Origin of the sequence: Bacillus sp. FSL M8-0350 (assembly GCF_038593345.1) — a bacterium.
In the GTDB taxonomy this organism is placed as follows: domain Bacteria; phylum Bacillota; class Bacilli; order Bacillales; family Bacillaceae; genus Bacillus; species Bacillus safensis.
The window spans coordinates 1,054,408-1,080,507 of the sequence record NZ_CP151985.1 but is presented as its reverse complement, the minus strand read 5'-3'; the positions used below and the strand labels follow the sequence as shown (position 1 = coordinate 1,080,507).

26 protein-coding genes are annotated in these 26,100 nt (G+C 41.3%); 11 read left to right on the top strand and 15 right to left on the bottom strand.

Features of this window, described 5'->3' with window-relative positions; translation table 11 throughout:
- Nucleotides 1–85: 85 nt before the first annotated feature.
- From NSS80_RS05450 to NSS80_RS05415, 8 genes are all read left to right on the top strand, one after another.
- The gene (locus NSS80_RS05450) at nt 86–1,180 is read left to right on the top strand and encodes a CotH kinase family protein (protein WP_317222116.1); all 1,095 of its coding nucleotides are present in this window, start codon (nt 86–88) and stop codon (nt 1,178–1,180) included.
- A 122-nt stretch (nt 1,181–1,302) separates the two neighbouring features.
- Nucleotides 1,303–1,464 (top strand): aspartyl-phosphate phosphatase Spo0E family protein, encoded by a 162-nt coding sequence (locus tag NSS80_RS05445; RefSeq protein WP_029707539.1) that lies wholly within the window; start codon nt 1,303–1,305, stop codon nt 1,462–1,464.
- A gap of 125 nt (nt 1,465–1,589) precedes the next feature.
- Nucleotides 1,590–1,811, top strand: coding sequence for a spore germination protein (locus NSS80_RS05440; protein WP_003211745.1), 222 nt, complete (start codon nt 1,590–1,592; stop codon nt 1,809–1,811).
- Nucleotides 1,812–1,825: 14 nt separating this feature from the next.
- A complete protein-coding gene (locus NSS80_RS05435) occupies nt 1,826–2,059 on the top strand; it encodes a spore germination protein GerPB (protein ID WP_003210877.1) in 234 nt (77 codons plus the stop codon).
- Nucleotides 2,060–2,089: 30 nt separating this feature from the next.
- The gene (locus NSS80_RS05430) at nt 2,090–2,704 is read left to right on the top strand and encodes a spore germination protein GerPC (protein ID WP_041117065.1); all 615 of its coding nucleotides are present in this window, start codon (nt 2,090–2,092) and stop codon (nt 2,702–2,704) included.
- Complete coding sequence (locus tag NSS80_RS05425) at nt 2,701–2,877, top strand: germination protein GerPD (RefSeq protein ID WP_003210893.1); 177 nt, start codon at nt 2,701–2,703, stop codon at nt 2,875–2,877. Before NSS80_RS05430 ends, NSS80_RS05425 begins: the two co-directional genes overlap by 4 nt.
- On the top strand, nt 2,877–3,308 hold the full coding sequence (locus tag NSS80_RS05420) for a spore germination protein GerPE (RefSeq protein WP_041117063.1): 432 nt from the start codon (nt 2,877–2,879) through the stop codon (nt 3,306–3,308). The genes NSS80_RS05425 and NSS80_RS05420 overlap by 1 nt, the downstream gene beginning before the upstream one ends.
- Nucleotides 3,309–3,330: 22 nt before the next feature.
- A complete protein-coding gene (locus tag NSS80_RS05415) occupies nt 3,331–3,549 on the top strand; it encodes a spore germination protein (RefSeq protein ID WP_003211468.1) in 219 nt (72 codons plus the stop codon).
- A 47-nt stretch (nt 3,550–3,596) separates the two neighbouring features.
- Here NSS80_RS05415 and NSS80_RS05410 read toward each other — a convergent pair whose 3' ends face one another.
- The 5 genes from NSS80_RS05410 to addB are packed head-to-tail and all read right to left on the bottom strand — an operon-like array spanning nt 3,597 to nt 15,701.
- Nucleotides 3,597–3,896 (bottom strand): hypothetical protein, encoded by a 300-nt coding sequence (locus tag NSS80_RS05410; protein ID WP_034282144.1) that lies wholly within the window; start codon nt 3,894–3,896, stop codon nt 3,597–3,599.
- A 19-nt stretch (nt 3,897–3,915) separates the two neighbouring features.
- Nucleotides 3,916–7,311 (bottom strand): SMC family ATPase, encoded by a 3,396-nt coding sequence (locus NSS80_RS05405; protein WP_317222117.1) that lies wholly within the window; start codon nt 7,309–7,311, stop codon nt 3,916–3,918.
- On the bottom strand, nt 7,308–8,483 hold the full coding sequence (sbcD, locus tag NSS80_RS05400; RefSeq protein WP_046310472.1) for an exonuclease subunit SbcD: 1,176 nt from the start codon (nt 8,481–8,483) through the stop codon (nt 7,308–7,310). The genes NSS80_RS05405 and sbcD overlap by 4 nt, the downstream gene beginning before the upstream one ends.
- 26 nt (nt 8,484–8,509) lie before the next feature.
- The gene (addA, locus tag NSS80_RS05395) at nt 8,510–12,214 is read right to left on the bottom strand and encodes a helicase-exonuclease AddAB subunit AddA (protein ID WP_317222118.1); all 3,705 of its coding nucleotides are present in this window, start codon (nt 12,212–12,214) and stop codon (nt 8,510–8,512) included.
- Complete coding sequence (gene addB, locus NSS80_RS05390; protein WP_317222119.1) at nt 12,201–15,701, bottom strand: helicase-exonuclease AddAB subunit AddB; 3,501 nt, start codon at nt 15,699–15,701, stop codon at nt 12,201–12,203. Before addB ends, addA begins: the two co-directional genes overlap by 14 nt.
- Nucleotides 15,702–15,853: 152 nt before the next feature.
- Here addB and NSS80_RS05385 point away from each other — a divergent pair, with 152 nt between their 5' ends.
- Complete coding sequence (locus tag NSS80_RS05385) at nt 15,854–16,300, top strand: ferritin-like domain-containing protein (RefSeq protein WP_034282153.1); 447 nt, start codon at nt 15,854–15,856, stop codon at nt 16,298–16,300.
- 196 nt (nt 16,301–16,496) lie between these two features.
- Here NSS80_RS05385 and NSS80_RS05380 read toward each other — a convergent pair whose 3' ends face one another.
- Genes NSS80_RS05380 through NSS80_RS05370 form a run of 3 tightly spaced genes read right to left on the bottom strand, consistent with a single transcriptional unit; the run spans nt 16,497 to nt 18,219 of the window.
- The gene (locus NSS80_RS05380) at nt 16,497–16,907 is read right to left on the bottom strand and encodes a DoxX family protein (protein ID WP_034282155.1); all 411 of its coding nucleotides are present in this window, start codon (nt 16,905–16,907) and stop codon (nt 16,497–16,499) included.
- A gap of 57 nt (nt 16,908–16,964) precedes the next feature.
- Entirely contained in the window at nt 16,965–17,804 is an 840-nt protein-coding gene (locus NSS80_RS05375; protein WP_041117056.1) for a M56 family metallopeptidase, read from the bottom strand.
- Nucleotides 17,797–18,219: a BlaI/MecI/CopY family transcriptional regulator gene (locus NSS80_RS05370; RefSeq protein WP_034282159.1), complete on the bottom strand. Its 423-nt coding sequence runs from the start codon at nt 18,217–18,219 to the stop codon at nt 17,797–17,799. Before NSS80_RS05370 ends, NSS80_RS05375 begins: the two co-directional genes overlap by 8 nt.
- Nucleotides 18,220–18,485: 266 nt before the next feature.
- Here NSS80_RS05370 and NSS80_RS05365 point away from each other — a divergent pair, with 266 nt between their 5' ends.
- Nucleotides 18,486–19,631: an AbrB family transcriptional regulator gene (locus NSS80_RS05365; RefSeq protein ID WP_034282161.1), complete on the top strand. Its 1,146-nt coding sequence runs from the start codon at nt 18,486–18,488 to the stop codon at nt 19,629–19,631.
- 38 nt (nt 19,632–19,669) lie between these two features.
- Here the strand turns inward: NSS80_RS05365 and lepB are convergent, their stop codons facing one another.
- The gene (gene lepB, locus NSS80_RS05360; protein ID WP_041117054.1) at nt 19,670–20,182 is read right to left on the bottom strand and encodes a signal peptidase I; all 513 of its coding nucleotides are present in this window, start codon (nt 20,180–20,182) and stop codon (nt 19,670–19,672) included.
- On the bottom strand, nt 20,182–20,799 hold the full coding sequence (locus tag NSS80_RS05355; protein WP_024425492.1) for a TVP38/TMEM64 family protein: 618 nt from the start codon (nt 20,797–20,799) through the stop codon (nt 20,182–20,184). The genes lepB and NSS80_RS05355 overlap by 1 nt, the downstream gene beginning before the upstream one ends.
- 156 nt (nt 20,800–20,955) lie before the next feature.
- Here NSS80_RS05355 and NSS80_RS05350 point away from each other — a divergent pair, with 156 nt between their 5' ends.
- Nucleotides 20,956–21,318 (top strand): hypothetical protein, encoded by a 363-nt coding sequence (locus NSS80_RS05350; protein WP_034282166.1) that lies wholly within the window; start codon nt 20,956–20,958, stop codon nt 21,316–21,318.
- A 68-nt stretch (nt 21,319–21,386) separates the two neighbouring features.
- Here the strand turns inward: NSS80_RS05350 and NSS80_RS05345 are convergent, their stop codons facing one another.
- The 5 genes from NSS80_RS05345 to NSS80_RS05325 form a co-directional block, all read right to left on the bottom strand.
- On the bottom strand, nt 21,387–22,340 hold the full coding sequence (locus NSS80_RS05345; protein ID WP_034282168.1) for an LCP family protein: 954 nt from the start codon (nt 22,338–22,340) through the stop codon (nt 21,387–21,389).
- Between the two features lie 138 nt (nt 22,341–22,478).
- The gene (locus NSS80_RS05340) at nt 22,479–23,423 is read right to left on the bottom strand and encodes a siderophore ABC transporter substrate-binding protein (protein ID WP_317222120.1); all 945 of its coding nucleotides are present in this window, start codon (nt 23,421–23,423) and stop codon (nt 22,479–22,481) included.
- Nucleotides 23,424–23,445: 22 nt separating this feature from the next.
- Nucleotides 23,446–24,204, bottom strand: coding sequence for an ATP-binding cassette domain-containing protein (locus NSS80_RS05335; RefSeq protein WP_041117050.1), 759 nt, complete (start codon nt 24,202–24,204; stop codon nt 23,446–23,448).
- Nucleotides 24,195–25,145 carry an iron chelate uptake ABC transporter family permease subunit gene (locus tag NSS80_RS05330; RefSeq protein ID WP_041117048.1) on the bottom strand — a complete coding sequence of 317 codons (951 nt, stop codon included), beginning with the start codon at nt 25,143–25,145 and terminating at the stop codon, nt 24,195–24,197. The genes NSS80_RS05335 and NSS80_RS05330 overlap by 10 nt, the downstream gene beginning before the upstream one ends.
- Nucleotides 25,138–26,088, bottom strand: coding sequence for an ABC transporter permease (locus NSS80_RS05325; RefSeq protein ID WP_041117046.1), 951 nt, complete (start codon nt 26,086–26,088; stop codon nt 25,138–25,140). Before NSS80_RS05325 ends, NSS80_RS05330 begins: the two co-directional genes overlap by 8 nt.
- Between the last annotated feature and the right edge of the window lie 12 nt (nt 26,089–26,100).

Sequence of the window (26,100 nt, the reverse complement as noted above, 5' to 3'; positions counted from 1 at the left end):
AACTCCATGAATACCTACCAGCCGGTACAGGACATTCCTTCACTTTCATATCGTAAAGAAGAGCATATAGGAGGCTGATGAACATATGAACACAGAACCTTTAAAACAACTTGATATGTTGATTCATCCAAAGGACCTGATTGAATTAAAAAAAGACATTTGGAACGATGAACCTGTTGAAGCTATTCTAAAAACCGGCCAAACCAAATCACATATTTATGCTTCATACCGCGGATCGCACATTAGAAAGCTTAAGAAAAAGTCCTATCAAATTGAATACCGAAAGCCAAAACAAAGACAAGGCGAATCCATCTTTCATTTAAATGCAGAGTACAATGATCCGTCGTTTATCCGAAACAGGCTGTCCTTTTATTTCTTTGAGCAGATGGGGGTGCATAGCCCAGCCGCTTCTCATGTGTTTCTCACCATAAATGGAAGAAAAGAAGGGATTTATTTGAAAATAGAATCTGTCGATGAGTTCTTTCTTCAAAAACGGCAGCTTTCAGGAGGCGGCATTTATTATGCGGTTGATGATGACGCGAACTTCTCCCTTTTGAGTTCTTTTGATAAAAAACCAAAAAAGCACCTTCTTCTCGGATATGAGAAAAAAACGGGGACTTCTCAACATGATCAGCGGCTGAGCGAATTTATTTACTTTCTCAACACAGCGAAAGATGACACTTTTGCAGAAAAAATTGAACAATACCTAGATGTGACACAGTATTTCCGCTGGCTCATCGGTGTGGTATGCACACAAAACTTTGATGGTTTTGTTCATAACTACGCTCTTTATGTAAATGAACAAGGGAGGTTTCAAGTACTTCCTTGGGATTATGATGCAACATGGGGTCGTGACATTCATGGAGAAGAAATGCCGTTTGATTATATCCCAGTAAACGGGTTTAATACATTAACTGCTAGATTACTAGATATCCCTTCGTTTAAAAGAGCCTATTACACACTTTTCCAGCATGTACTCGATACACATTTTGTAGAAGACCGGCTCTGCCCAGTCATCGAGAAATGGCATGAATCGATTGAGAATCGAATTGGAGATGATCCATATACGAAAGATCGAAAAGATGTCTTGCAGTCTGAAAGAGACTTAATCCGGCAATATATCAACAAAAGACGACGTTATTTACAGACTGAGATCAAAAAAGAGATTTTTGGTACGTAAGAACACTTTCGAATTTTGTCACTTTATTACTCATATTGACGAAACAGCTTTTTTTATAGAAAAATAGGGTATACTAACCATATCCTTCTATTTGATAAAAAATGTGAGAGTTGGCGTCCGTTATGATCAATTATGAAATTGAACAAAAAAGATTACATTTAATTGAGACTGCAAAAAAATTCGGGATGAATGCCGAAGAAACGATCAGGTGCAGTCAAGAGCTTGACACACTCTTAAATAAAGGCATCAAATCCACCTCTAAAGATTGCTCAAAAAAAGGGTAAACCATACATCTAATTCCTCTCATCAAAAGCTTTCAAAAAGACAATCACACATTAAAAGACCCATCATAAGCTATGGTGAAACGCCCAAAACAAGTGCCCTAATTTTATAAAGGATGTGCACCGCTATGCCGGCTATTGTGGGAGCCTTTAAAGTAAATGCCGTCGGAACGAGCGGAGTCGTTCATGTTGGAGACTGCATCACTATTTCTCCAAATAGTCAGGTTAAAACGTTTGCTGGCGCAGGCAGTTTTAATACTGGTGATCAATTGCGAATTAGCAACTACAAAAGTGTGACAAATACGTACGACAGTGATGTCATTGATCAACCGCTTGTTGGTAACTTGTAAGGAGTGAGGATCCGTTGAACTTCTATATTAATCAAGCGATACAAATTAATTATTTACGTGTAGAGTCTGTAAGTAACTCCTCTGTTCTGCAAATTGGGAGTGCTGGATCCATCAAGGCCCTTTCCAACCTGTATAACACGGGAAGCTACGTAGAAGCAGCGCCTGCCGCAGCAGGTACACAAGGAATTGAAGAATCTCAAGGCGCAAGCACAGCACCTTTTGTACCGCTTCAGTCACCAACAACTTAAGTCATCTGCAATCCCCGGAGGTGTATGTAAATGTATGATTATCAGAGCAACGCTTCACAGGTATATGGCATCATTCAAAAACACTCGCAACAAATCATGATGCTTGAAAAAAGGCTTAACGAGCTTCAGCAGGAAATACAAATGATCAAAGATAAACCGACAACGAATATTGAACGGATTGATTATCAATTTGATCAACTGAAAATCGAACGGCTGGAAGGAACGCTGAATATCGGCCTCAATCCATCTGATCCAAACAGTGTTCAAAACTTTGAAGTGGGCCAAACAACAACCCCGGGAATTGGAATGATGCAGCAAGAAATGGCTGATCAATTTTTCAATCAAACACGGCAGCTTGTCGATGCATTTTTAAATGAAGAAGCTCCAGAACTTCTTGAAGAACTAGAACAGCGATATGAAGGGTCCCTCGATGAAAGCAACAAACACCATATCATTGAGGATATTCGAAAGCAAATTGACAGCAGGATCAAATACTATGCGGGACAGCTGCCACACCGGGAAGAAATGACACCGCTGCAGCGTTCAGAGCAAATTGCTGAATATGTGAAGCATGATGTAAAGCGGGCGATTGAGCACTTTTTAGCCCATATTCCAAGTGAAACGAAAGGAGAGGAAAACGGATGAATTTCACAGTTGTCAACCGCAACATCGAGACCGGAAGCATTAAAGTAGTCGGGGTTTCGTCCTCTTCCCTGTTTATCATCGGGGACACAGACCATGTACAATTATCCTCGATTTTCGATACACCGCCAGAATCGCTGATTATTGGCCCGTTTGTTCCTCTGGCACCTCGATAATGATCAAGCGCACATCTAAAGTGAAGTTCTCAAAGGTGAATTCTGTCGGGATTTCGAGTGTGGTTCAAATTGGTGATACACAAGAGCTGTGCCCGGCAGTCAAGGTTTTAGCTGTTCAACGAACCATTAGTTTGTTTTATGGCTATGAAGCAGAAAATTTAGATGCGAAAGAATTTGAAGTGTATTATGAGCCCATTCCATTGATGCTGCCAGAACGATCAGTGAGAACGGCATTTTACCATGAAAAGCCTGTGATTAAAGTGTCTTCAATCCATGTAGAAGGGGTATCATCGTCCTCTGTCTATCAAATCGGCTCTACTTGTAGAATGAATGGCGTTGCGCGAGTGAAGCATATTAGAGAGCTGTTTAGCAATGATGAAAGTCCGCAAAACTCACAAATGGACCTACCTGCGCATATGATGGTGATATGACTTCGAATAAAGGATGTCGATTATGCCAGCAATTGTCGGACCCATTTACATTAACTCTATTTCTGGAGGCGTCGTAAACGTCGGTGACTCATTCTACCTGTCGCCTAAAAGTTCGTCAAAATCTGCTTTAGGCTCTGGAGCGGGGAATACCGGAGATTTCTTGATATTAAATAATGGCATTAGCGCCACCAACTATGTGGATCCTGACTTAAATGATCAGAATATGGTAGGCAATGCATAAAGCAGCTCCTCTACACCCATTTCAAATAGAGGAGCGCTTTTTTATGCTTATTTTTTTCTGCGCTGTCTCGATTTTTTCGTTTTGACCAGCTTGCTTGCCGGCTGTTTCCGAATCCATTTGATGTACGAAGCAAGCTTTTCATCCTGCCTCAGCGCATCAATTGTATTCAAACGTGCGGCAAGCTCCTGGTTTGTAAAGAGGGCATGTACTTGTTTATGACAAGGGATGCATAGGAAGGCAGTCGGTAAAAAAGCCCCGCCCTCTTCTCTTGGCGTTAAGTGATGTTCTGTGAGCAGGACATCTTGTCTTCCGCACATCTCACATAATCCAATTGTTTGCTTTGCCACCGTGTCATCACCTCAATATTTACATTAATTCCATTGAGACTGTTGTCCCTTTCCCGCTTGGATCTGCTGGATGGACAATCAGTTTTTTCGGCAGCCGCATTTTCAATTCTTCCACATGGCTGATGACACCAACAGCTAAGTTTTGAGACTGTAATTTCTCTAATGCGGTAATCACTGTATCGAGCAAGTCTTGATCAAGGGTACCAAAGCCTTCATCAAGGAAAAAGAATTGCAGCGGGAACTCACCTCTCAGCTGAATCTGCGCTGAAAGAGCTAGTGCAAGCGCAAGCGACGTCAGGAAGGTTTCCCCGCCGGACAAGCTGGACACTGGACGTCTGACACCGCCATTCGCATCATCACGCATGACAAAGCCGCCTTCTGAATCAACTTCAATCGCATACCTTTGTCTTGTCAAAATACCAAGACGGGCAGATGCATCACGACTGACACTTTCCAGCTGTTCTTCTGCTAAGAACTCAACAAATGTATTTCCTTTAAACACGGTTTGCAGCTTATCGAGCCGATCAATTTCTTGCTGCAGCTCCGCCAAGCGTTCATGAATACTTGCAAATCGCTGGTGATTCTCTTCCATTACACGCAGATGTTCATATGCAGAGCCGCTCATCACTGTTGCTTCTTCCAATGCCTTCTCTGCCGCTTCTTTCCTCAGTTGAATATCAGACCACTGCTTTTCATCTAGTGACTCATCTTTCAGCAGCTCAGAAATTCGCTTTAAGTTTGCGGCACATTGCTTTCTTTTATCCTCAAATTCGTCAATTTCCTGTTTAACCGAGTGACGTACTGCCTGATTCATAAAAGCAGATTCAATCTCTTGAGGCTTATCAAAAGGAGAAGACTCCGATTCTTTAGCCCATGCTGCACTTGCTTCTTGTTTTCTCCGGTCAGCCTCTTGAAGCTGACGCTCACAGCTTGAAAAATGACTTTGTGCTTCACTAAAGAGCTCCTGCGCATGCTGTAATTGCTTGTACGATTGCTGTTCCATTTCATTGAGACGAGCAAGCGTGTGTTCAACCTCGATCAGCTCTTCAGAAATAGAGACAGCTTTCAATGGATATCTCCCTAAATCTGTTTCATATTGATAAATGAGCTGCTGCTGGCTTTCTAGCTGATGCGCTAGTTTATCAAGTTCCTTCTCTACATCATATATGGCTGTTTGCAGCTGTTCTTTTGCCTGCTGTTTTTCTTCCAAAAATGAAATACTTTTCTCAATACGCTCTTTATAGCCTTCCGCTTGCTGGTCCTTTTCGTCGATCTGCTTTTGCATCTCTTGTACTTGGTGCAATGTAAAGTGCGGGAAGGCCTGTTCAAATTGAGACGTTTGCTCTGAAAGCTCAGATTGAAGCTCCTTGATCAGCCCGTCTAATTCTTCGATACGCTGCTGATCAAATGTCATTTGATCTTTCGTCTTGCTTATCTCTGCTGCTTGATCGTATGTTTCATCCATTAAACGAGCTCGTTTACGTTCAACTTCTTGAATATCTTGTTTCAAGCCTTTCCATTCTTGCATGAGATACTGCAAGGACTCCGGCTTTTGCACTGCTTCTACTGCTGCTGCAACTTCCGCACCTGGAGCTTTCTGAGATAAAAAGGCAAACTGCTTTACTAATTGATTGGCGTGCGTTTCCAATAACTGCTTGGCGGCATACATGTCTCTTGTATATTCCTCTGCCTGCTTGAGCTCTGTGTCCATCCGTTGAATCACTTCATCGATTTGTGCCACTGTTTCTTCATGGTCATTGTTTTCCAATGCCTTGGGATCATGATGAATCGATCCACAAACAGGACATGGCTCACCATCTACGAGCTCTGCCGCTAATTCTTTTCTTAATTCTGCCGCCCTAACAGCATCACGCTGTTTTAATTTTGCGAGCTTCTGACTTTGTTCTCTTTTACTCCATTCTGTAAAAGCCCGTTCGAATTCACATACATAGAAATAGAGCTGTTCAATCGCTTGAAACGATTGGTCTATTTTTTCATGATGGTCTTTTTGCTGTTTTTGAAGCTTTTCATATGCTGCTGCGGTCTGTGTTGATCGCTTTTTGAGCTCCTCCATCTTTTGTTCTTCCTTGTGTATGCTTTGGTGTATTCTTTGAACATTTTCGCTTAAACGCAAAGCATCCTGTACACTTTTCCGTTCTTTTACAGAGACTTGTAATTGCTCCAGCTCACGCTTCAGCTGTGTTTGTTTTGCCAGTGCACGTTCTAACAAAGATTGGAGATTGTCTGCTTCTTCTTTTTTTTGTAATAATTGCTGCGCTGTATCGTTTTTTCGCTGTTCGATTGCCGTCTTTTCCTGAAGAGCCGCCTCTTTTTTCCGTTCAATTTCCTTTAGCTGAAGCAGCTGCTCTTTCTTTTGAAGAAGTTCTGGCTCAGTTTCTATTTTCTTTTGCCTTGCTTGCTCATAGTTCTGCGTCATTTGATCATAGATCGTTCGTTGATGCAGTAGCTGATTTTCTGCTTCCTGCTTCTCTTTTAATGCTTGAGAAAACTGATTTTCAGCCTTTGTTAATGCATCCGCATAAGGCTTTAATGCCTCTGCCTGCTCAGCAATATGAAGCTTGGCCTTTTTTTCTTCCATTGATGGTGCCAGTTGATTCAGATGGTTTAGTTCCGTCTCATAGGCTTCTCGTTCCTTTTGATACTGCCAAATTGTTTGCGCCTTTGTAAAAGCAGTGAACGCTTCATCCCGTGCTTGTTTTTTCTCATGAAAAATAGCCTTTGCCTGCTCAGCCGCTTCCTTTGCCTTTGCGAGCGCCTCTGGGCCAGCTTCTCCTAAGCCATTCAGCTCAGCAAGCAGTTCATTTTTTTGTCCATACTGATTCTGCGCTTTTGCGCGCAAACGTTTAACGAGCTGATCCCCATATTTTTCCAGGTTAAACAAACGCTGTAGCATTTGTCGTCTATCGGCTCCTTTTAGGGAAAGGAATTCTGCAAACTTCCCTTGAGGCAGGACAACCGCTCGCGTAAAATCATCAATGGTTAACCCGAGTAATTCTTCTATTTTACGATTGACCTCACTCGCTTTATCTGCAAGAACTGTCTGTGTATCCCCAATTTCAATCAGACGGCATAGTGTCGTTCTGACTTTCATTTCATCTGCCCGCTTGAAAGCACGTTCGACTTTATAAGAAATGTGGTGTTCCTTTTGTAAAGCGAACGTAAAGGAAACTGACAGCTTCTCTTCCGCTTGGTTCAAAATACCATGTGTATTATTTAACGCACGTTCCACTTTGCCATAAAGTGCCAGGGTCATGGCGTCTAATATGGACGACTTTCCGCTGCCTGTCGGTCCAAAAATGCCAAACACACCTGCATCACATAATGAGCTAAAGTCAATTGTTTGTTCTTCTCTGAAGCTATGAAGTCCTTTAATGGTTAGCGTAATCGGCTTCAAGTCGCTTCCTCCTCTTGCATTTCATTGGCGAGCTCCAAAAACAGCTTGACTGTTTTTTCATCAGGAAGACCGCCGCCTGTCTGGCGCTCATAAAATTTCACGAACCGCTCCTCGATTGAGAGCTTTTCGGCTTGCTTTTGTTCTTCCACTTGCTGAAGTTCTTTAAATTTCGGTCTAATATGGACAAACCCGCTATGCTGCTTTCGGAGCTGATGGATCTCTTCTATGGAGAGCTGATCTGTTAAATGAATTTCTAAATCAATCCATGCCTGAAGATCCCGTTTTTCATCCAGCCACTCGTGCACTTGACTCAGTCCCTCAGTTGCCTTCCATTTCACAAGTGGTTTGCCGCTTGATAACAACACTTCTTTCCAGCTTGCTTTTTCATTAGGTTTTGCCTCTACAATCGTGACTGATTTGGCATACCCTGATTCAGAAAAGCTGTAAGCAAGAGGTGACCCGGAATAGCGGGCAATCGTTTTGGCACGCTTGATGGTTTGCGGGCGGTGCAAATGACCAAGGGCCACATAGCAGGCTGCTTCTGGCAGGCTTTCTGCTGCAACAGTATATGCACCGCCTACTTCAATCGGTCTTTCTGAATCTGTTTGACTTCCTCCTGCCACATAAATATGGCTCGTTGCGATATTGACCGTATCGGCTTGAAATTGAGTGCTTAAATGTTGGAACGCTTGCTGTATTTTTAAATTGTAATGATCGCGAAGCAATTTCTCTTCAAATGTTTCAGCCAGCACCTCGTTTAATCTCGCTTCAGACGGATAAGCGAGTGCTGCAATGGATAAACGTTCACTTGAAGAAGGAACATCGACGCGGATGATGTCATTTGTCGGATAACCAATTAAATGAATCCCCTGATCATTAGTTAAAGGAGATGCGGCAGATAGTCGATCCGGATTATCATGGTTGCCTGAGATGACCACGACCTGACGTTTTCCTTTATCTGATAAGGCGGATAGACTTTCATAAAAAAGCTGTTCTGCTCTAGCAGGCGGATTCACTGTATCAAAGGCGTCTCCAGCCATGACAATGACATCAATGTGTTCGTCTTTTACGATTTGATACAGCTCATCTAAAAACTGTGCTTGCTCATCAAGCCGGCTCCGGCCTTCAAGGGTTTTTCCTAAATGCCAATCTGCCGTATGCAGAATCCTCATGTGATTCACCTCTCATTCCGATACATTTATAATGAAATTTCTAAATTACCATCAAAGAAATAAAGAATTTTCTCCTCTAATGTTCTGTTTGTTAAACGTTCTACTGCTTTTGCATATAACGCTATTTGAGTTTCATAGCGCTTTTTCAATATAGGTACAGCTGCTTCAAGACCGCCTGTATATCTGCCTTGCACTCTATCTGTTTTATAATCTAGTAAATATAGTTTTCCATCTGTTTCAAATAAACAGTCAATCATCCCTTGAATAAGGACAGGCTCCCCCTCTGCATCAATATGGCTGTATACCTCTTTAACAGGTAACACCATACTAAATGACACTTCTCGTTTCACCCAGTCCGCTTTCCGCAGCTTTTGACCAATAGAAGTAGAGAAGAAAGCTGCAATTCCTTCTTGATCAATTGACTGGACTTGTTCATTTGTTAGCAAGTCTCGCTGCTGTAAGGAATCGAGCAGCTGATGTATACGGATTTCATCGAAGGGCTCGTCAGAAGGAAGCGCAATATGCTGCATGACTGTATGCATTGCGGTGCCTTGCTCTGCGGCAGTGAGTGTTTTTTTCTTCATGAAAGCCGGCCGGTCATACATCGTGGCACGGGCTTTTCGAAGAGAAGAAGGAACACTATACTCATCCTGTATTTCTTTCATTCTTTTTATCTCGGAAACTGACTGCTTTGTGCCGACTTGTGAGGCCGCTAGGTATGGGTATCTCCATGAAAGTCTCTCTGCTACTTTCTCATCAGCATCACCATATTCTTCAACAGGCAGACCTTCCATCAAAGCTTGTACCACCTCGTCCTGCTGCTTCTTTTCAAGTGACATATCTTCTTTTAGAAGATCGGAAGCTTGAGTAAATGAGATCGTGAATGCTGATGGGTGTGAAAGAACAACATCACCTGTTTCTTCTAAAATAGATGACATTGCTTGGTGACGGATGAGAGCAGGACCAATAAAATCTAAGTATGTTTTCGATTGATAACGTTCAAAATCAGGGAGGAGCCAGTCCTCTCCGGTTGCAGCATTTTGCCATTTGCTTAATGCCTTCACCTGATTTTTGACAGAGCCGACAAGAAATAATTTTTCCTTAGCCCTTGTGAGCGCTACATATAGAACTCTCAGCTCTTCAGATAATAGCTCTTTCCTCATCTTTTTTTTCATCGCCACAAGCGGTAATGTTGCATAGCTAATTCTCAGCTCTGGATGAATATATTTGCTTCCAAAGCCTAATTCTTTATCAAGCAAGTAGGACTGGTTTAAGTCCATCATATTAAAGTTTCTGCCGAGTCCTGCGGTAAAGACGACTGGAAATTCTAATCCTTTACTGCTGTGGATCGTCATCATGCGAACAACGTCCTCTGTTTCACTGAACGTTTTTGCCGCACCAAGATCATCTCCACGCTCCTGCATTCTTTCGATAAAACGAAGAAAACGGAACAGCCCTCTAAAGGCAGCTTTTTCATACTGCTTCGCTCGATCATAAAGAGCACGGAGGTTCGCCTGTCTCTGCTTGCCTCCAGGCATCCCGCCAACGTAATCTAGATACTGCGTATCGCGGTATACTTCCCAAATCAATTCCGCTACTGAATGATTCATGGAGAAATCACGCCACTTACGCAGCAACCTGAAAAACCGTTCTAGTTTTTTGCATGTAGGGTGATCTGAATGAGTCACACTCATAAATGCCTTCACAGCATCATAATAAGTGCCTTTTTTATCACTCGTGCGAATCAGTGCCATTTCATTTTCGTCTAAATGAACAATTGGTGATCTTAATACAGCTGCAAGCGGGATATCCTGATATGGATTATCGATGACTTTTAACAGAGAAAGAATCACAGACACCTCTGTTGCTTCAAAATAACCGGAGGAAAGATTCGCATACACAGGGATTCCCTGCTTCTTCAATTCCTCCATCATTTGCGGGGCCCAAGGCATGGAGCGGAGTAAAATCACAATGTCCCGATACTGCAAGTTACGGGTCATTTGCTGTTTTGCATCGTACACTTGAAATGGCTGCTCCACCAGTTCTCTTATTTTTTTAGCAATGACTCTCGCTTCTAGTTGTACGGTCTCTAGTTCTTCTCGCTCTTCGTCAGTTTCTGCTTCCTGTTGATCTAAATGTACAAGAAGCATTTCTGTCGTTGTATCTTCGCTTTCTGGATAACTAGCTCCAAGCTTTAATTCAGCTTGTTCATCGTAATCAATTTCTCCAACTGTTTCCCCCATCAGCTGTTTGAACAAAAAGTTCGTACTGTCTAACACATCTGAACGGCTGCGGAAGTTTTTATTTAAATCAATTCTCTTCCCTGTTTCTTTGCCGTCTGGTGTAAATTGTTTATATTTGTTTAAAAAGAGCATAGGCTCAGCTAGTCTAAAACGATAAATGGACTGCTTTACATCACCAACCATAAACAGGTTGCCCTCTGCAGCATGTTCCCCTTTAGATACAAGCCTTAAAATCGTTTCCTGTACAAGGTTTGTATCCTGGTATTCATCAACGAGCACTTCTTCAAACTGCTGTTGATAGTACTTGGCCGCTTCTGTTTCAATCAAATTTCCTTCCGCGTCCTGCTCTGCTAAAATGCGTAAGCAATAATGCTCTAAATCCGAAAAATCCACGATTGATTTTTCTTGCTTCGCTCTTTCGAAACGCTGTCCAAATTGGATGACAAGCTCCACAAGTGTTTCGACCACCGGCTTCATTTCAGCTAAGCTTTTCAAATGCTGGGCGGGACTGCGCATAAAGTATTCATCTTTGAGCTTTTCTAATTGTTTTTTTGCTTGATTGCGTGCATCTGTGGCTTTTTCTAACAGCACAGGGTCATATTCGTCCCCTTTACATGTTTTGAGCCTTTTAAAATTGATGTTTGGCAAAAGCTCGTAAAGCTTCTCAAAATCATCTTGGTGTCTGATTAATTCATTGATCTGCTCTAAATCATCTATAAAATTTTCTGCTCTCGGCGCGGGGCCACCCGGTTCTTTTGATAGGGCGAGAGCTCGTTCGAGCAGTTCAAGACAGCTTCGAAAAACGAGAGAAAGGTCCTCTTTGATATATGGGTAAAACGGTAATTGTTCTACTTTTGTTTGAGCATCTACATCATAAAGAGAAAGGAATGCCCTCATCCATTGTTCAGGTGAAGGATGAGATCTGGAAAACTCATAAATTCTCTTCACAAGCCATTGCAAATCTAAATCATGACGGTCAGAAGTGTAACGATCAACCAGTTCAAAGAACGCTGGCTTTCCAGCCTTATATTCATCCTCAAACAGTTCATCTAACACTTCATCTCCTAATAATTCTCCTTCTGTTTGATCAGCCAAACGAAAGCCTGGATCAAGGTCAATCTCATAGTAAAAGGTGCGCAAAACCTGTAAACAAAAGGAGTGCATGGTGGAAATATTGGCACGATTCATGAGCGACAGCTGTCTTCTCATATGAAGGGACCCGGGGTTCTTAGCTAATTCCTTTTCAAGTGCTTCTGTGATCCGATGCTTCATCTCTGCCGCAGATGCATTTGTGAAAGTCACAACGAGCAGACGATCCACATCAACTGGATCTTCAGGACGGGTCATTTTTCGAATCAGCCGTTCAACCAAAACAGCTGTTTTACCTGACCCTGCCGCCGCCGCAACAAGGATATCTTGTCCTTCTGAAACGATGGCTTCCCACTGGTCATCCGTCCAAGTACTGTTATTCGGTTTAGGTATTTGCATACTGATCCCCTTCTTTTTTGATCCGGTCTATCACAACATCATCCTTTTCAGATGAAAGCACTCTAAATTCATTATCCTCTATCGATTCATCAAATTGGCAAATAGACTTAAATGAACAAAAGCGGCATGGTGTTTGATCCTTCAACTTATATGGATTAATGGCTACCTCGCCATTTGTAATTCTTTCGCCTGCCTCTTCAAACGTGCGCCGAACATGCTGTGTGAGTATATGGAAATGATCTTCACTTAAAACAGCAGAGTCAGAACGGAAAGACCCATCCTTTTTCAAGCCAGCTTGAATGACTTGTGATCTTCCTGATTCAAGCGTTTGATCCATTAGCTTTACCGCTTCTACATCTTCAAGCAAAAGACCTTTCATTTTAAATTTCTTGAATATTTCCTGCTCGATTTCATCCTCTGCAAGCGGAATCGGTGCTTGAATGAGCGGATCATGAATATGGAAATATAAAATGCCAGCTGGCGTTGCTTCTACACCGAGCCACTCCTTTGAATACGTAATCGTCAGGTCTAAGTATGTGAGCATTTGCAAGGCCAGCCCATAGTATACTTCTGCTAGATCAAGGCCTTTCTCACTCGATTTGTAGTCGACGATTCTCAACAGCAGCCCTTTTGAACCTTCTGCTTTATCCACCCGGTCAATTCTTCCGACAAGCTCCATCGTGCAGCCATTTTTCAATTGAAAAGTAAACGGCGGAAGTGGCCCTTGGCCGCCAAAGCCTAACTCAAGCCCAACGGGAGAAAATCCACTCACTCTTGCATGCTCACTTAATATAGAAGAGACTCGAATCAAGATTTTCTGGAGCTTTTCTTTAATATAAGCATGCCGGTTAGAGCTTAATAGGATTTCCTTTTGAAGACGCGGTGCAAGCTGTTCGATTGCATGTCTTGAATAGTTGACACAGTCATCCTTCGTTAGGTTTTTCCAATCCTTTTTTTGTTCAACAAGCGTATCTGAAATATGCTTTAAGGCCGAGTGAAACAGCTGGCCGATATCGGGTGCTTCCAATTTATAAAATTGCCGGTCCTTTAGTTTTAACCCGTGGGAAGCAAAGTGAGAAAATGCACACGCATTGAATTTCTCCATTCTTGAAACACTGCCTTGAATGTGATCACCATAAAGTTCTTTTGTGACGTTAGGTTTTAAGCGCTTCGCTCGATTTGTAAAAAACAAACTCGACAAGATGTTTTTTGATACATCCCGATGAGATGACGTCATCAAATAATTATAGACACTCCACCATACACCACTGATGGGGTATTGGTTGAGCCATTGCTGCAGCTGCGAGACAGTATACGATAACGAGACATGCTCATTCGCTACAAATTTTAATTGCTCCTTGTCATCCAGCTGTTCCGGGTCTAACACATACAAAGCATGCTCATGATTTGGCATAAGCTCCTGACAATACTTGATAAGAGGCGAAGGCAATAGAGAGCGCCCCTCTTCATCTGACACTGAATAAGACAGATACAAATGATGAGATGGACTCGACAGCGCCTGGTAAATTAAAAATTGTTCATCTAGCAGCCGTTCCTTTCCTGTCTCTGCGAGTTCTGCTCCTGCTCGTTTTAACCACTCCCGGTCATCCTCAGACAAAACACTTTCGTCAGAAGGACGTGCGGGAATAACGCCATCATTTACCCCAATGATAAACATACACTTCACTTGATACATTCTCGATAAATCCATACTTCCGATAAATACTTGGTCGAGTGAAGGCGGAATTAAAGCGAATTTTAAAGAGGCCAATCCTGTATCCATCATCTGTTGGAATAAAGGAAATGAGAGCTCCTCCTCACCGAGCATCTCAACAAATTCATCCATTAATTGAATAACAGCATCCCATACTTGTCCATGCTGCATGGCTTCAGCTAATCTACCTGCTTCTTCAGCTTCCAGCCTAGCCTTTTCAAGTTTATCCGGCACTTGTATTTCCTCTAAAAAGACATAAACTGCCTCTACCATGTCTTTTACCTTTTGCGCTTTTTTCAGCCTTTTTTGCAATTGGAAAAGCGGCGGTGCGATCCATTCCTTTACATCATTCAGCATCTGTTCCATTTCAATTTCTTGATCTGTTTGTCCAAAATCCTCATCTAAGGATTGGAATCGCCTGTAATGGAAACGGGAACCGTTTGTCCAGCGTTCTCCTTTTACACCATAAGCAATACAGTAGTTTTCAAGCTGGTCTGCCTGTTCTCTCGCTTTGTTTTTGGCAAGTTCGAGCGGAAATAAGAACTCTGTCTTCACGCAGCGAAACACGGCCTCATAACGCCAGTTTCCTTTTATGACATCCAAGCTTGAACGAATTAATTCAATGAGCGGATGATACTGCATCGATTCATTTCCATCAATAAAAAATGGAATATCGTAATCTCGAAAAACCTCTTTTAACGTATCTTTATAGTCGTCTACATGCCGCGCTACAATCGAAATATCTCGCAGTCTAAGTCCTTCTTCTCTCACTAAATGAAGAATTTCTCTCGCTACTCCCTCAATTTCAGCTCGTTTACTCGCACTTTTAGACACTGTGAGATGAGGGGTTATTTCCTGATATGGCTTCACCGGTCTCTGCTCATATTGCCGTTCTAAATAAGCAAGATCCGACGTATGAAGATGACGGTTATTTTTCTCCAAAATGTGCTCAGAAATGGACGCGCCGCACTCTTTAGCAAGCTGATAGAGCTGGAAATACGTTTTACCTGTCATACGAAATAAATCAAGTTCATTTGGCTGTTTATCATGATAGGAACGATCCACTGTGAAAGCAGCCGTTATTTTCTCAGCATGCAGCAAAAGCTGTTCAATGACGAGAAGCTGCTGCGGTGTAAATTGATAAAAACCATCTATATAAATGTGTGCTCCTTTTATTTCTTCAGATAAAGGAATTTGCTCCGTGAGAAGCGTCAAATAGTCTTCTGAGTGCACATATTCATCTTGTAAATGCTGCTCCATCTGCTGATAAAGAACATGCAGATCATGCAATTTCTCGGCTGCCCGTCTTTCTTCTGTATACTCTGAATGCATGCTCTGTAATGAAATTTTTTCAATATCCTCAGGCAGCATGCAGTATCTCTTGAACTCAGCCATCGTCTTTTCGATTTGCTCGACAAACCCCGGCTTATCACTCGCTTTTTTGAATACCTTAAACTTTTCTTTCTCCTCTTCAATCACTTTTCTTAAAAGCATTTGAATTCCTGTGCTTGTCACAAATTGCCGGTTCGCTCCACCAGTCTGCTGTAAAATAGACCAAGCAAGACGCGTGAAACTAAATACTTTGGCCCTGATCATCCCGCCAGCTTCAGACGTTTTTGCAAGCTCGTATTCCATTAAGAATGTCATTTGATCCGGGACTAAAAAAATGATTGGCGGACCCAACGGATCAAGCCGAAGCTGTTCTTTGATTTCCTCTAAGATTGCAGTCGTTTTTCCACTCCCCGATCTGCCTGCTAAAAACTGAATCTCCACGCTCCACAACACCTTTCTTATGTACTCATATTCTAGCGAAAATAAAAGTAAATAGCTATTTTCCCCTTCTCCTTCCTAAAAAGATATAGGCACCTTTCCTTACTCATCTCATATCATAAACCATCATGAACTCAAAGGAGGCTGGCAATATCATGTATTACGGTTATTACGACTACCCGCCATATGACATGCGCCAAAACACAAGAATCATTTCAGACCTTGAAAAAGCAATCAATGGTGAATATTCTGCGATCCAATGCTACGAAAAACTTGCTCAAAGAGCAAAAACTCCTGAGGCAAAAAAAATCATTCAAGAAATACGCCAGGATGAAGTCAGACACTATCAACTATTTTCAAAGCTGTATTATTCTTTAACAGGTAAAAATCACAAACCAAGCGTAACAGAACCTTGTCCAGATCAATTTAGAGAAGGGCTTCTTTTCGCATTTAAAGATGAACAAAGAACTGTCGATTTTTACTTAACGATATCAGATTATGTCCGGGATCAAGGAACAAAAGAGCTGATGAAACGTATCGCTCAAGATGAACAGCAGCATGCTGTATGGTTTTTATATCTTTTAACGCACCATGTGTCTTAGATAGTCCTATTTTAATAGGAGATCGTATGTTCCGTCAAAAAATGAAATCGGCTTTTTGTTCATTCAATCTATCAAATAAAATACTATTCTCAATAAATCCCTCATCTCTTTCACTTTTTCAAACGTGAAAACGACAATTTGATAAATAAAAAAACTCCTCTGCCACAAATAGCAGAAGGAGTTTTTTCATGATCGTTTAATGAAATTTTGCTTCATTGCTTTGCTGCTGATGTTTTAGCAACCCATCAATGGACAGCATCTTACTGCCGCTGAGTGTTAAATAAAGGGCCATGACAAGCAGCGATAGTTCAAATTCATAACCGCCAACAAATCCTTTAGAAAAACCAACCGTAATAATCGCCACAGCCATAATTGGTACAAATAATGCTGCGAAAATACGTGTTCCTAGACCTAAAATCAAGGCGATACCACCGACCAGCTCAATTGTCTTTACAATATAGGCCATAAATTCCGGTACACCGATTTGTCCAAAGAATGCCGCTGTCCCCCCCAGACCTCCTTGATATGCCTGAAGTCCGTGTAGAAAGAAGATAATACCTAAAATAACACGTACAAAAAGTGTTCCTATTTCTTGATTCGTTTTCATATAGTGATTTCCTCCTGTTTTTACACTACATAATGTAATGTTAATAAGTAAAAAAAATTAGTAATTTAGGTTAAGCATAATCATTAAGGCCACCATGAGAATGGTTGATGTGACAATGGGAATGATGGGTACATTGAAAGGAATATTGTATGTTGGATTTAAGATCTTCTGTATTCTTAAATTCAATGCCCGATCTCCAAAGGATACCGCAAACTTCGTTTGTTTTTGAAACTGCGTTCTCTTTTTAATCAGCTTCAAAAGGGCTTGCCCTACTCCAAGCTCAGTGCCTGTCTGCCGAATCGCATAGTCATCTGCGATCACTTCACGAAAAACGGAATAGCTTTGTCTCATATGCTTTAACACTGGAATGTACCAAATGACTTTTGTGAGCATTGAGAATGTGAAAGCCTTTAAAGGATCATAGCTGTATTTGTGGTGTAATTCATGATAAACAACAGCGTCAATCTCCTCTTCATCCAGCATGTCCATGAGAGACGTTGATAAGTAAACCTTTGGGTGAAGCATCCCCATGGCAAAAGCAAGCGGTTCATGACAATGAAACACAATGATGTCATTTGCATATTTCTCAGATAAAGATTCGGTCCAGTGGTAATCGACTGCAAGCATCAGATTTTGCTTGAATTGAATGTACGTTTTGATTTGCTTCGTCATATAGAAAATCGCAAATCCCAGTGTGTAGAGGACTAAAGCATCTAGAAAATATTTCAAAGGAGTGAATCCATAGAATTCGAGAACAGATTGGCATACATGAATAAGATTATATGCTTGATTCCAGCCAAAAAAGCTTGAAAGCACGTAATAACCCATCTGATAAAAAATCGTTAAACCAATCAATATACCGCCTAAAAACAGCAGGCTCGATTTCATTTTATTCATTTTGCTGCTCCTCTTTTTTGGATGCCAGCCTTGCTTCAAGCACTTTGAGTAATTCAGGGTCAGCACTTTCAATTGCATCCACCATATGATTCACTGCCAGTGGACCAAAATCGTCCATCAGCCCTTGGGTAATCCATTTTGTCTGCTCATTTAGAAATTCTTCTTTTGTTAAAATGGGATTATAAATAGATGAACGCCCTTTTGTTTTCTTCTCGACAATTCCCTTTTCGGTTAAGCGGTTCAGCACAGTCATCACCGTGTTGAAATTAATCGGCTTCTCATCTGACAGCTTCTGCTGCACTTCTTTAATCGGCATACCCTCACCTTGATAAAGGATCTCCATAATCCTTCCCTCTAAAGGACCGAAAAAGCGATTCAATCCCTTTTCATTATATTTAAAAGAAGGAATTTTCATGTCATCACCTCACACTAAGGATTGTAGTGTAATTGAAAATGATAGTCAACAGATAACCAAAATAGGGGAAAATCGTTGCATATTACCTTGCTTCTTAGTAAAAATTACGAACCTATTTATATCAATAGGCAATCTGATTCTCGATAAGATAATCTTATGAAATTGGTAAAAAAATTCGTATTTTATTTATAGAGACTTTTGTATTATAGTGAAGATAACAACATTTCACTTACTGAACAAATTTATAGGAAGAAGGTTTACATGTGATGAAACAAGGAAACAGCCTTCGAACCGATCTCATTTTGATCGCGATAAGCGGTTTAGGTGGATTTCTTTTGTCTTTAACAGGAATGTCTATTGGCTGGATGATCGGAACATTAATCACGGCTGCATTTATTGCCATGCGACGTCCCGCCCTGTTTCAGCGTAAAGGAAACAACACCTTGCGTATCCACAGCAGATGGCTACTCCTTGGTCAATTTATTCTCGGAATCGAACTCGGACAGAAAATGAACATGAAAGTTCTTCATATTTTCACTGAACATTGGCTCCCTGTGAGTTTCATGCTCGTTTTTTCTATTCTACTGGCGATGCTCTCTGGCTTTGCCTTATGGAAGCTGAGTAAAACAGATATGCTGACCAGTTTTGTCGGAACAGCACCAGGCGGTTTATCTGCTATGCCAGGGATTGCCCAAGAGGTTGGAGCAAATACAGCCGTTGTCAGTCTCGTACAAACAACACGTGTATTAATGGTGGTACTCACCATCCCATTTACGGTGTTCTATTTAAATACAAAAAATCCAGCGGATGCAGCTGCAACCGTGCAAGGGAGCGCCTTTTCATCCGGCGTTTTCACCCTGTCAAATATCTCGTGGAGTATCGCACTTATTTTAGGTGCCTGGCTTATGTCACGCCTCGCGGTTCGTCTTCATTTCCCTGCCCCTTGGCTGATTGGCAGTATGTTAGGAGTTGCAGCTCTTCAAGTAGGTGCAGGTGCGCTCATAGGTCATGATTTGATTCCTTACTGGCCAGCACAAGCGAATATCGCGTCACAGGTATTTCTAGGTGCAACCATCGGTTCAAAAATGAATAAACAGATGTTTGTCGGGCTAAAAAACACGTTAATTGTGGCCGTCGTCAGCTCAGCTGGACTGATTGCTGCAACGGTTCTCAGTTCAATTGCCATTGCAGAGGTCACAGGCATTTCTGTCATTACAGCCATTCTTGCCTTTTCGCCTGGCGGTATTGCAGAAATGGCAACAACAGCAGTCACACTCCATGAGGATTCAACCTTTGTAGTAGCTGTACAAGTCGTTAGAATCATTCTTGTCATTGCGATGCTGCCACCGTTTTTTCGATTCTTACATCATGTCTGGGCAAAAAGACATCCTGAATATAAAGCCGCAAAATAAAAAAAGAGACGCTTTGCATGTGCAGAGCGCCTCTTCTTTTATTCATCCTGATTTCTTTTGACACCAACTACTTGATCCTTTGAAATCGTTCCAAAATGCCGGCTGTCGAAGCTATGTATTCGGTTATCTCCGATCACGAAGTAATGGTTTTTTTTGATTTTATCTTGTCCTGTGATAGCTTTCAGCTGAAAATCTCCAGTCAGGACATTCCCCATTTTATGTTTTTTCTGCTCTTTTAAATAGGGTTCTTTCCATTTTTCCCCATCGACAAATAACTGATCATCTACATACTTGATCGATTCTCCTGGGAGCCCAATGACCCGTTTGATCAAAATTTGATTTTTGGGTCCGTGAAATAACACATAATCAAACCGGCTAATTTTCGTGAGTTTTGGCGAGAACTTGTTGATTAATAATTCTGTTCCATCTGTAAATGTAGGGTCCATACTAACCCCTTCTACTTTATACTTCACAAACATGAAATTCTTTACCTGGAACAATAAGACGATGCATGTAATAATCATCAACCACAGCAATGGCTTCTTTTTCATTAAGAGCCTCCTTTGTCCTCACGCTTGCTCATTCGAATATTCAACCTATTTTCTACTCTCTTTCCAACATACCATAATAAAACGATAACTAGAACCGCAAAAACACTTCTTAACGGATTCTTTACTAAAGCAGAAAGATCATAACCGATAAAACTAATGATAAAGAGCATGACACACTTACCAGCTAAAGCAGCTAATGAAAATTGCCACATGCTAATTCTTGATAAGCCTGCGACAACATTGACAGCCGCAGAAGGTGTAAAAGGAAAGCAGAGTAAAATAAATAACGGACCAAATCCCCGCTTCTCTACCCAAAGCATCAATTTCTTAATGGAAGGGTGTCTGCTGATAAAGTTCAGCATTCTCATCTGTCCAAATTTTCTGATCAGTAAAAAGACAAGAATAGACCCTGCACTTGCACCGATCCAGGTTAATAAAAAGCCTTCCCAAAGGCCGAATGCATTTGCATTGGCCACCGCAAACGCCACAAGTGGTAAAAACGGAAGAAATGCTTCAATCAGAGGAAGCAATATAGCGACAATTGGTCCAAAAGCCTTGTAGCTTTCAAAAAATGATGTGATATTTTCATGAGTAAATAGAGAAAGAAATGATGTCAACTTGTTTGACTCCTTCAAGGTTTGTCTACATTTCATTTTACATGGAAAACATAAAAATATACAAATGAATCCCACTCGCCCCCTTGAGATTGTTTGACTCATTCGATATAATAAACAAGAACATTTGTTCTATTCATAAAGAAAGCAGGCTTGGACATGACAAGACTATCAAGAATACAGCTTCAGATGATGGAACAGGCCATCTTTCTTCCAATGGTCATCTCCATCCTCAATCGTGACCTGACACACTTAAAACAACATCAAACATTTAAACTAAATGAACCATACATTCAGCTTGTGACCTCTGTGTTAAAGGAAGCACAGAAAGCACTTTACGAACTGAAGCAGCATTTACGTAAAGAAAATATGAAAGTACAGCAAATTGAACACGATGAAGGATTTACAACGTATCTATTTATCATAAATGGCTATGAAGAAAAGCATAAATACTTTAATCCGCGTATACGTCACCGGGTAGAGGAACTGCTGACTGCATATTTTCTGCATCAAGCAAATTAACTTCTTGCTGAAATGCGGCGCGGTACCCATGCAAAAAAAGCCTGCCGCGGCGGCAGGCTCCTTCTTATTTATGATAATTCAAGCTGTTTTCTCAGCTCTGTTCTAACTTCTTCTAATCCTGGTCCATCTAACTCAAAGTAATACACATTCCCAGGCTGATAATCATGGCCCTTTAGCTGAATCGTATCCACTGATTTCAATGAGCTCAGTAATGGAAAAAGACCGATGAACTGTTTCATGGAAAGGTTGGTTGAGACATTATCACCAAGCGTATCAATGATGTTGTCGTATGACGGGATCGAAGAAATCGATTTAGATTTTTCAAAGATGGCTTGAAGTGCTTCCATTTGGCGCTTTCCGCGCATGAGATCACTATCAGCCTTTCTCGTTCTCACGAAGGCCAAAGCTTCTTCGCCATTCAGTCTATGAGTGCCTGTTTGCACTTGAACTTTTCCCTTTGAATCCTTTTCCATCTGTTTTGCGATGCTTTCATCTTCAATCGTTACGTCAATTCCATTTAGCTCATCCACAATGTCTTGAAACGCCTTAAAGTTCCCTGAAATCACATAGTCTACAGGAATGTTCAACAAATTTTCGACCGTTTTGACTGACAAATCTGCACTCCCAAACGCATGGGCGTGAGCAATTTTATCATATCCTCTTCCCGGTATATCTACATAAGAATCACGAGGAATACTGAGAAGCTTAATGGTTTTGTCTGTTCGGTTCACCGCCGCCAGTAAGACCGCATCACTTCTTGCTTCATCTACCGTTTCACCTGGACGGCTGTCAATTCCAAGCAGCAGCACCGAAAAGCTGTCCTTTCCTGGATCAAAAGCTTTCACACGCTTTTGCGAGGTGTCTCCTCTTTCTAATGATACTTGCGCCTTATTCGACGCTTTTGAAATTTTATAGTATGCGTATCCAGTCACGGACACTGCCATCACCATGACAAATGCCATGATAAACAGCACGGCTTTTACCCAAGGTCTTAGTCTTCTTTTTGATCTTTTTTCCTTCATCCTTTCCGAACCCTCACTCTATCTTAGTCTATCAATGTAGGTTCCACTATAACATATTTTGATGAAAGTTTCCTGCACGCAACATATTTTTATGAATCCACAATAAAAAAGCCGCTCAAGATGAGCAGCTTTCGTTCATTATTTTTGGCTAATACCTTGTTTTACTTCACCAATCATGGCAGATAATGATTCAAGCCCGCCGCCGGATAGATACCACATGTCAGAGTTCAAATACACCACATGGTTGTTTTTGACCGCTTTGACTGATTTCACATAATCATTCTCAACAAGCTGTTTCGCAGACGTTTCTTCTCCGATCGCTGCGCCTCGATCAACGACAAATAGATAGTCTGGGTTCGTTTTGACCATGTATTCATACGAAATGCTTTGACCGTGTTTATCAGATGGCTCAAGCTTTTGATCTGCCGGTGTGATACCAAACACATCGTGGATGAGACCGTATCTTGACTTAGGTCCGAACGCTGTCATTTTGCTGTCGTTCGCCATGATCACCAGCCCATTTTTCTTTAACTCTTTTGCTTCTTTCTTTAAAGCATCCACTTTTTGATCAATGGCTGCAAGTTCTTCTTTAACTTTGTCTTCTTTATCAAAAACCTTGCCTAAAGTTTTGGCATTCTTTTTAAATGATTCCATATAATTGGCATTGTCTACATCCATATAAATCGTAGGGGCAATATTAGAAAATTCATCGAATGCATCTGCTTGACGGTGCTGGATAATGATTAAATCCGGCTTAATTTCTGCAATTTTTTCAAAGTTCGGCTCTTTTAATCCGCCGACATTTTCATATTTGTCTCCTTCATATTTTGATAAATATTTAGGCACCGCTTGTTTCGGTAAAGCTGTTACATTCACACCTATTTTGTCTAACGTATCAAGGCTTCCCATATCAAACACGACCACTTTTTTCGGGTTTTTCTTGATCTTTACACCATCTTTATTCAGCATGTCTTTTACCGTCACAGTTTCTTCTTTAATTCCTTCTGTTTGTCCTTGATTTCCGCAGCCAGCGAGTACCACGATCGCTGTTAATACAGTCATTATCCATATCCATTTTTTCATATGTGATCACCTCTTCATTTTTTTAAGAAAAATATAAGCAAATGCGCTCACCACGAATAACTTCAATCGGTATGCGCATGTCATAAATTTGTTCAAGTGCATCTGTTTGAATCACTTCGTCCACTCCACCTTCTTTAATGACCTGTCCATCTTTTAAGGCGACGATATGATCGGAATACACAGAGGCAAAGTTAATATCATGAAGAACCACAACAATTGTTTTCCCAAGATCTTTGACGAGCTGCTGAAAGAGCTTCATCATCTCGACAGAATGATTCATATCCAAATTGTTTAAAGGCTCATCTAAGAAAATATAATCTGTATCCTGCGCCAGCACCATTGCAATAAAAGCTCTTTGTCTTTGTCCACCGCTCAGTTCATCTACATATTGATGCTGGATATCGGCAAGCTTCATGTATTGGAGGGACACATCAATCATCTTCTCATCCTCTTTTGTCAGATGACCCTGCGAGTAAGGGAAACGGCCAAAGCTGACAAGCTCCCGAACGGTCAGCCGCACATTCATATGATTGGCCTGCTTTAAAATACTCATCTTCTTTGCAAGTTCCTGCGGAGGGTATGCACTATATGGCTTGTCTTCTAAATAAGCTGCACCTGAGTCTGGCTGAATCAGCCGGCTCATGATGGATAAAAGCGTGCTTTTTCCCGCACCATTCGGACCAATGAGAGACGTCAGCTGTCCCTTTTTCACACTGATCGTTGTGTCGTGAAGCACTGTTTTTCCGTTATACGCCTTACTGACGCCCTTCATCAAGACCATGAACGACTCTCCTTTAACAGTAAATAAATAAAATACAGTCCGCCGACTAAATCAATCAACACACTAAGCGGCGTTTGAAAAGTAAATACCTTTTCTACAAGAAATTCCCCGCCTACAAGGGCAATCACGCTGATAAAAAAAGAGCCTAATAGCAAGTATGTATGCCGGTATGTCCGAAAAAGCTCTCGTGCGACGTTTACGGCAAGTAAGCCGAGGAACGTAATTGGTCCGACAAGTGCCGTTGCGATAGACACAAGGACAGCTATCACGATCAGCATCTTTTTTGTGATGCTGTCATAGTCAATGCCTAGATTTACCGCATGCTCCTTACCAAGAGACATGACATCTAATTTGGAGCGGAATGTCCAAATGTAAACACACAGCGCCGCAAATAAAACAGAAGCAATCAGTAAGATGTCCGTGTTCATGTGATTAAAGCTTGCAAACGATTTATCCTGTACGACCTGATATTCATTCGGATCGATCAGCATTTCCATAAACGAAGAAAGACTTTTGAACAATGTCCCAAACACAATTCCAACAAGCAGAAGTAAGAAAATGTGTTTATTTTTGCGTTTGAACATGACTGTATACAGCAGTACAGAAAATAGAATCATCAGCCCAACGCAAAGGAAAAAATTAAGATTCTTATTGACGATCATTAAATGAGTCGACCCAAACACATAAATAATCGCTGTTTGCAAAAACAAGTACAGTGCGTCTAAACCCAATATGCTCGGCGTTAAGATTCGATTGTTGGTCAAAGTTTGAAAGACAACAGATGAAAAGGCAATCGCGCCTCCCGTTAATGTCATCGCAAGCACTTTCTTTAAACGGCTTGGGACTGTGTACGGCCAGTACCCCATTTGAAAGGTAATAAAAATTACGATCAACACGGCTGCAATGGCTGCAATTAGACATAATATACGTTTCTTATGCATAGCGTTTCCTCCTTAATAACATGTACAGGAAGATCGCACTCCCGATGATGCCTACCATGAGCCCAACTGATATTTCATATGGATAAATGATCACCCTTCCGAGCACATCACAAATCAGAACAAAAATAGCTCCTAGTAAAGCTGTATGAGGGAGGCTTTTTTTCAAGTGATCGCCGCGATAGATCGAAACAATATTCGGAATGATTAATCCAAGGAATGGCAGCATCCCGACAGTTAAAATGGTGACAGACGTAATCATTGAAACGATCACCAAACCAACTGCCATCACACGTTTATACGTTAAACCTAAGTTGACAGCAAAGCTCTCGCCCATGCCTGCCACTGTAAAGCGGTCAGCATATAAATACGCAATGATCAATAGTGGAACGCTCACATAGAGCAGTTCATAACGCCCTTGGACAATAAGAGAAAAATCCCCTTGAAGCCATGCGGATACGTTTTGGATCAAATCATATTTATAGGCTATAAACGTAGATATTGAACTGACAATCCCCCCAAACATTAAGCCGACTAATGGTACATAAATCGTATCGTTCACCTTGATATGCCGCAGGATTTTTAAGAAAAGAAGATTTCCAGCTAAAGTAAATAGAAACGCAATCCCCATTTTCATAAGCGGATTCGCATGTGTAAAAACAAGCATTGCTGCTAAAATACCAAGCTTCGCCCAATCCATCGTTCCTGCAGTGGTTGGTGAAACAAATTTATTCCTCGTCATGCTTTGCATAATAAAGCCGCATAAACTAAGGCTCATACCAGCAAGCACAATACTCACGAGACGCGGGAGGCGGCTTGAAACTAACGTGTGCACTTGTTCATCTGTTAAATGAAACAGTTCTAAAATGGACAGATCCTGTACACCGACAAACAGAGATATACATGCCAAACATACAAATAACAAACTTAATTGATACAACTTCATACAGGTTTCTCA

Bases quoted from the DNA above. Each gene is read 5' to 3' on its own strand.
- NSS80_RS05450 (WP_317222116.1), top strand. From the start codon at position 86: ATGAACACAGAACCTTTAAAACAACTTGATATGTTGATTCATCCAAAG.
- NSS80_RS05445 (WP_029707539.1), top strand. From the start codon at position 1,303: ATGATCAATTATGAAATTGAACAAAAAAGATTACATTTAATTGAGACT.
- NSS80_RS05440 (WP_003211745.1), top strand. From the start codon at position 1,590: ATGCCGGCTATTGTGGGAGCCTTTAAAGTAAATGCCGTCGGAACGAGC.
- NSS80_RS05430 (WP_041117065.1), top strand. From the start codon at position 2,090: ATGTATGATTATCAGAGCAACGCTTCACAGGTATATGGCATCATTCAA.
- NSS80_RS05425 (WP_003210893.1), top strand. From the start codon at position 2,701: ATGAATTTCACAGTTGTCAACCGCAACATCGAGACCGGAAGCATTAAA.
- NSS80_RS05420 (WP_041117063.1), top strand. From the start codon at position 2,877: ATGATCAAGCGCACATCTAAAGTGAAGTTCTCAAAGGTGAATTCTGTC.
- NSS80_RS05415 (WP_003211468.1), top strand. From the start codon at position 3,331: ATGCCAGCAATTGTCGGACCCATTTACATTAACTCTATTTCTGGAGGC.
- sbcD (WP_046310472.1), bottom strand. From the start codon at position 8,483: ATGAGGATTCTGCATACGGCAGATTGGCATTTAGGAAAAACCCTTGAA.
- addA (WP_317222118.1), bottom strand. From the start codon at position 12,214: ATGCAAATACCTAAACCGAATAACAGTACTTGGACGGATGACCAGTGG.
- NSS80_RS05385 (WP_034282153.1), top strand. From the start codon at position 15,854: ATGTATTACGGTTATTACGACTACCCGCCATATGACATGCGCCAAAAC.
- NSS80_RS05380 (WP_034282155.1), bottom strand. From the start codon at position 16,907: ATGAAAACGAATCAAGAAATAGGAACACTTTTTGTACGTGTTATTTTA.
- NSS80_RS05375 (WP_041117056.1), bottom strand. From the start codon at position 17,804: ATGAATAAAATGAAATCGAGCCTGCTGTTTTTAGGCGGTATATTGATT.
- NSS80_RS05370 (WP_034282159.1), bottom strand. From the start codon at position 18,219: ATGAAAATTCCTTCTTTTAAATATAATGAAAAGGGATTGAATCGCTTT.
- NSS80_RS05365 (WP_034282161.1), top strand. From the start codon at position 18,486: ATGAAACAAGGAAACAGCCTTCGAACCGATCTCATTTTGATCGCGATA.
- lepB (WP_041117054.1), bottom strand. From the start codon at position 20,182: ATGAAAAAGAAGCCATTGCTGTGGTTGATGATTATTACATGCATCGTC.
- NSS80_RS05350 (WP_034282166.1), top strand. From the start codon at position 20,956: ATGACAAGACTATCAAGAATACAGCTTCAGATGATGGAACAGGCCATC.
- NSS80_RS05345 (WP_034282168.1), bottom strand. From the start codon at position 22,340: ATGAAGGAAAAAAGATCAAAAAGAAGACTAAGACCTTGGGTAAAAGCC.
- NSS80_RS05340 (WP_317222120.1), bottom strand. From the start codon at position 23,423: ATGAAAAAATGGATATGGATAATGACTGTATTAACAGCGATCGTGGTA.
- NSS80_RS05335 (WP_041117050.1), bottom strand. From the start codon at position 24,204: ATGGTCTTGATGAAGGGCGTCAGTAAGGCGTATAACGGAAAAACAGTG.
- NSS80_RS05330 (WP_041117048.1), bottom strand. From the start codon at position 25,145: ATGCATAAGAAACGTATATTATGTCTAATTGCAGCCATTGCAGCCGTG.
- NSS80_RS05325 (WP_041117046.1), bottom strand. From the start codon at position 26,088: ATGAAGTTGTATCAATTAAGTTTGTTATTTGTATGTTTGGCATGTATA.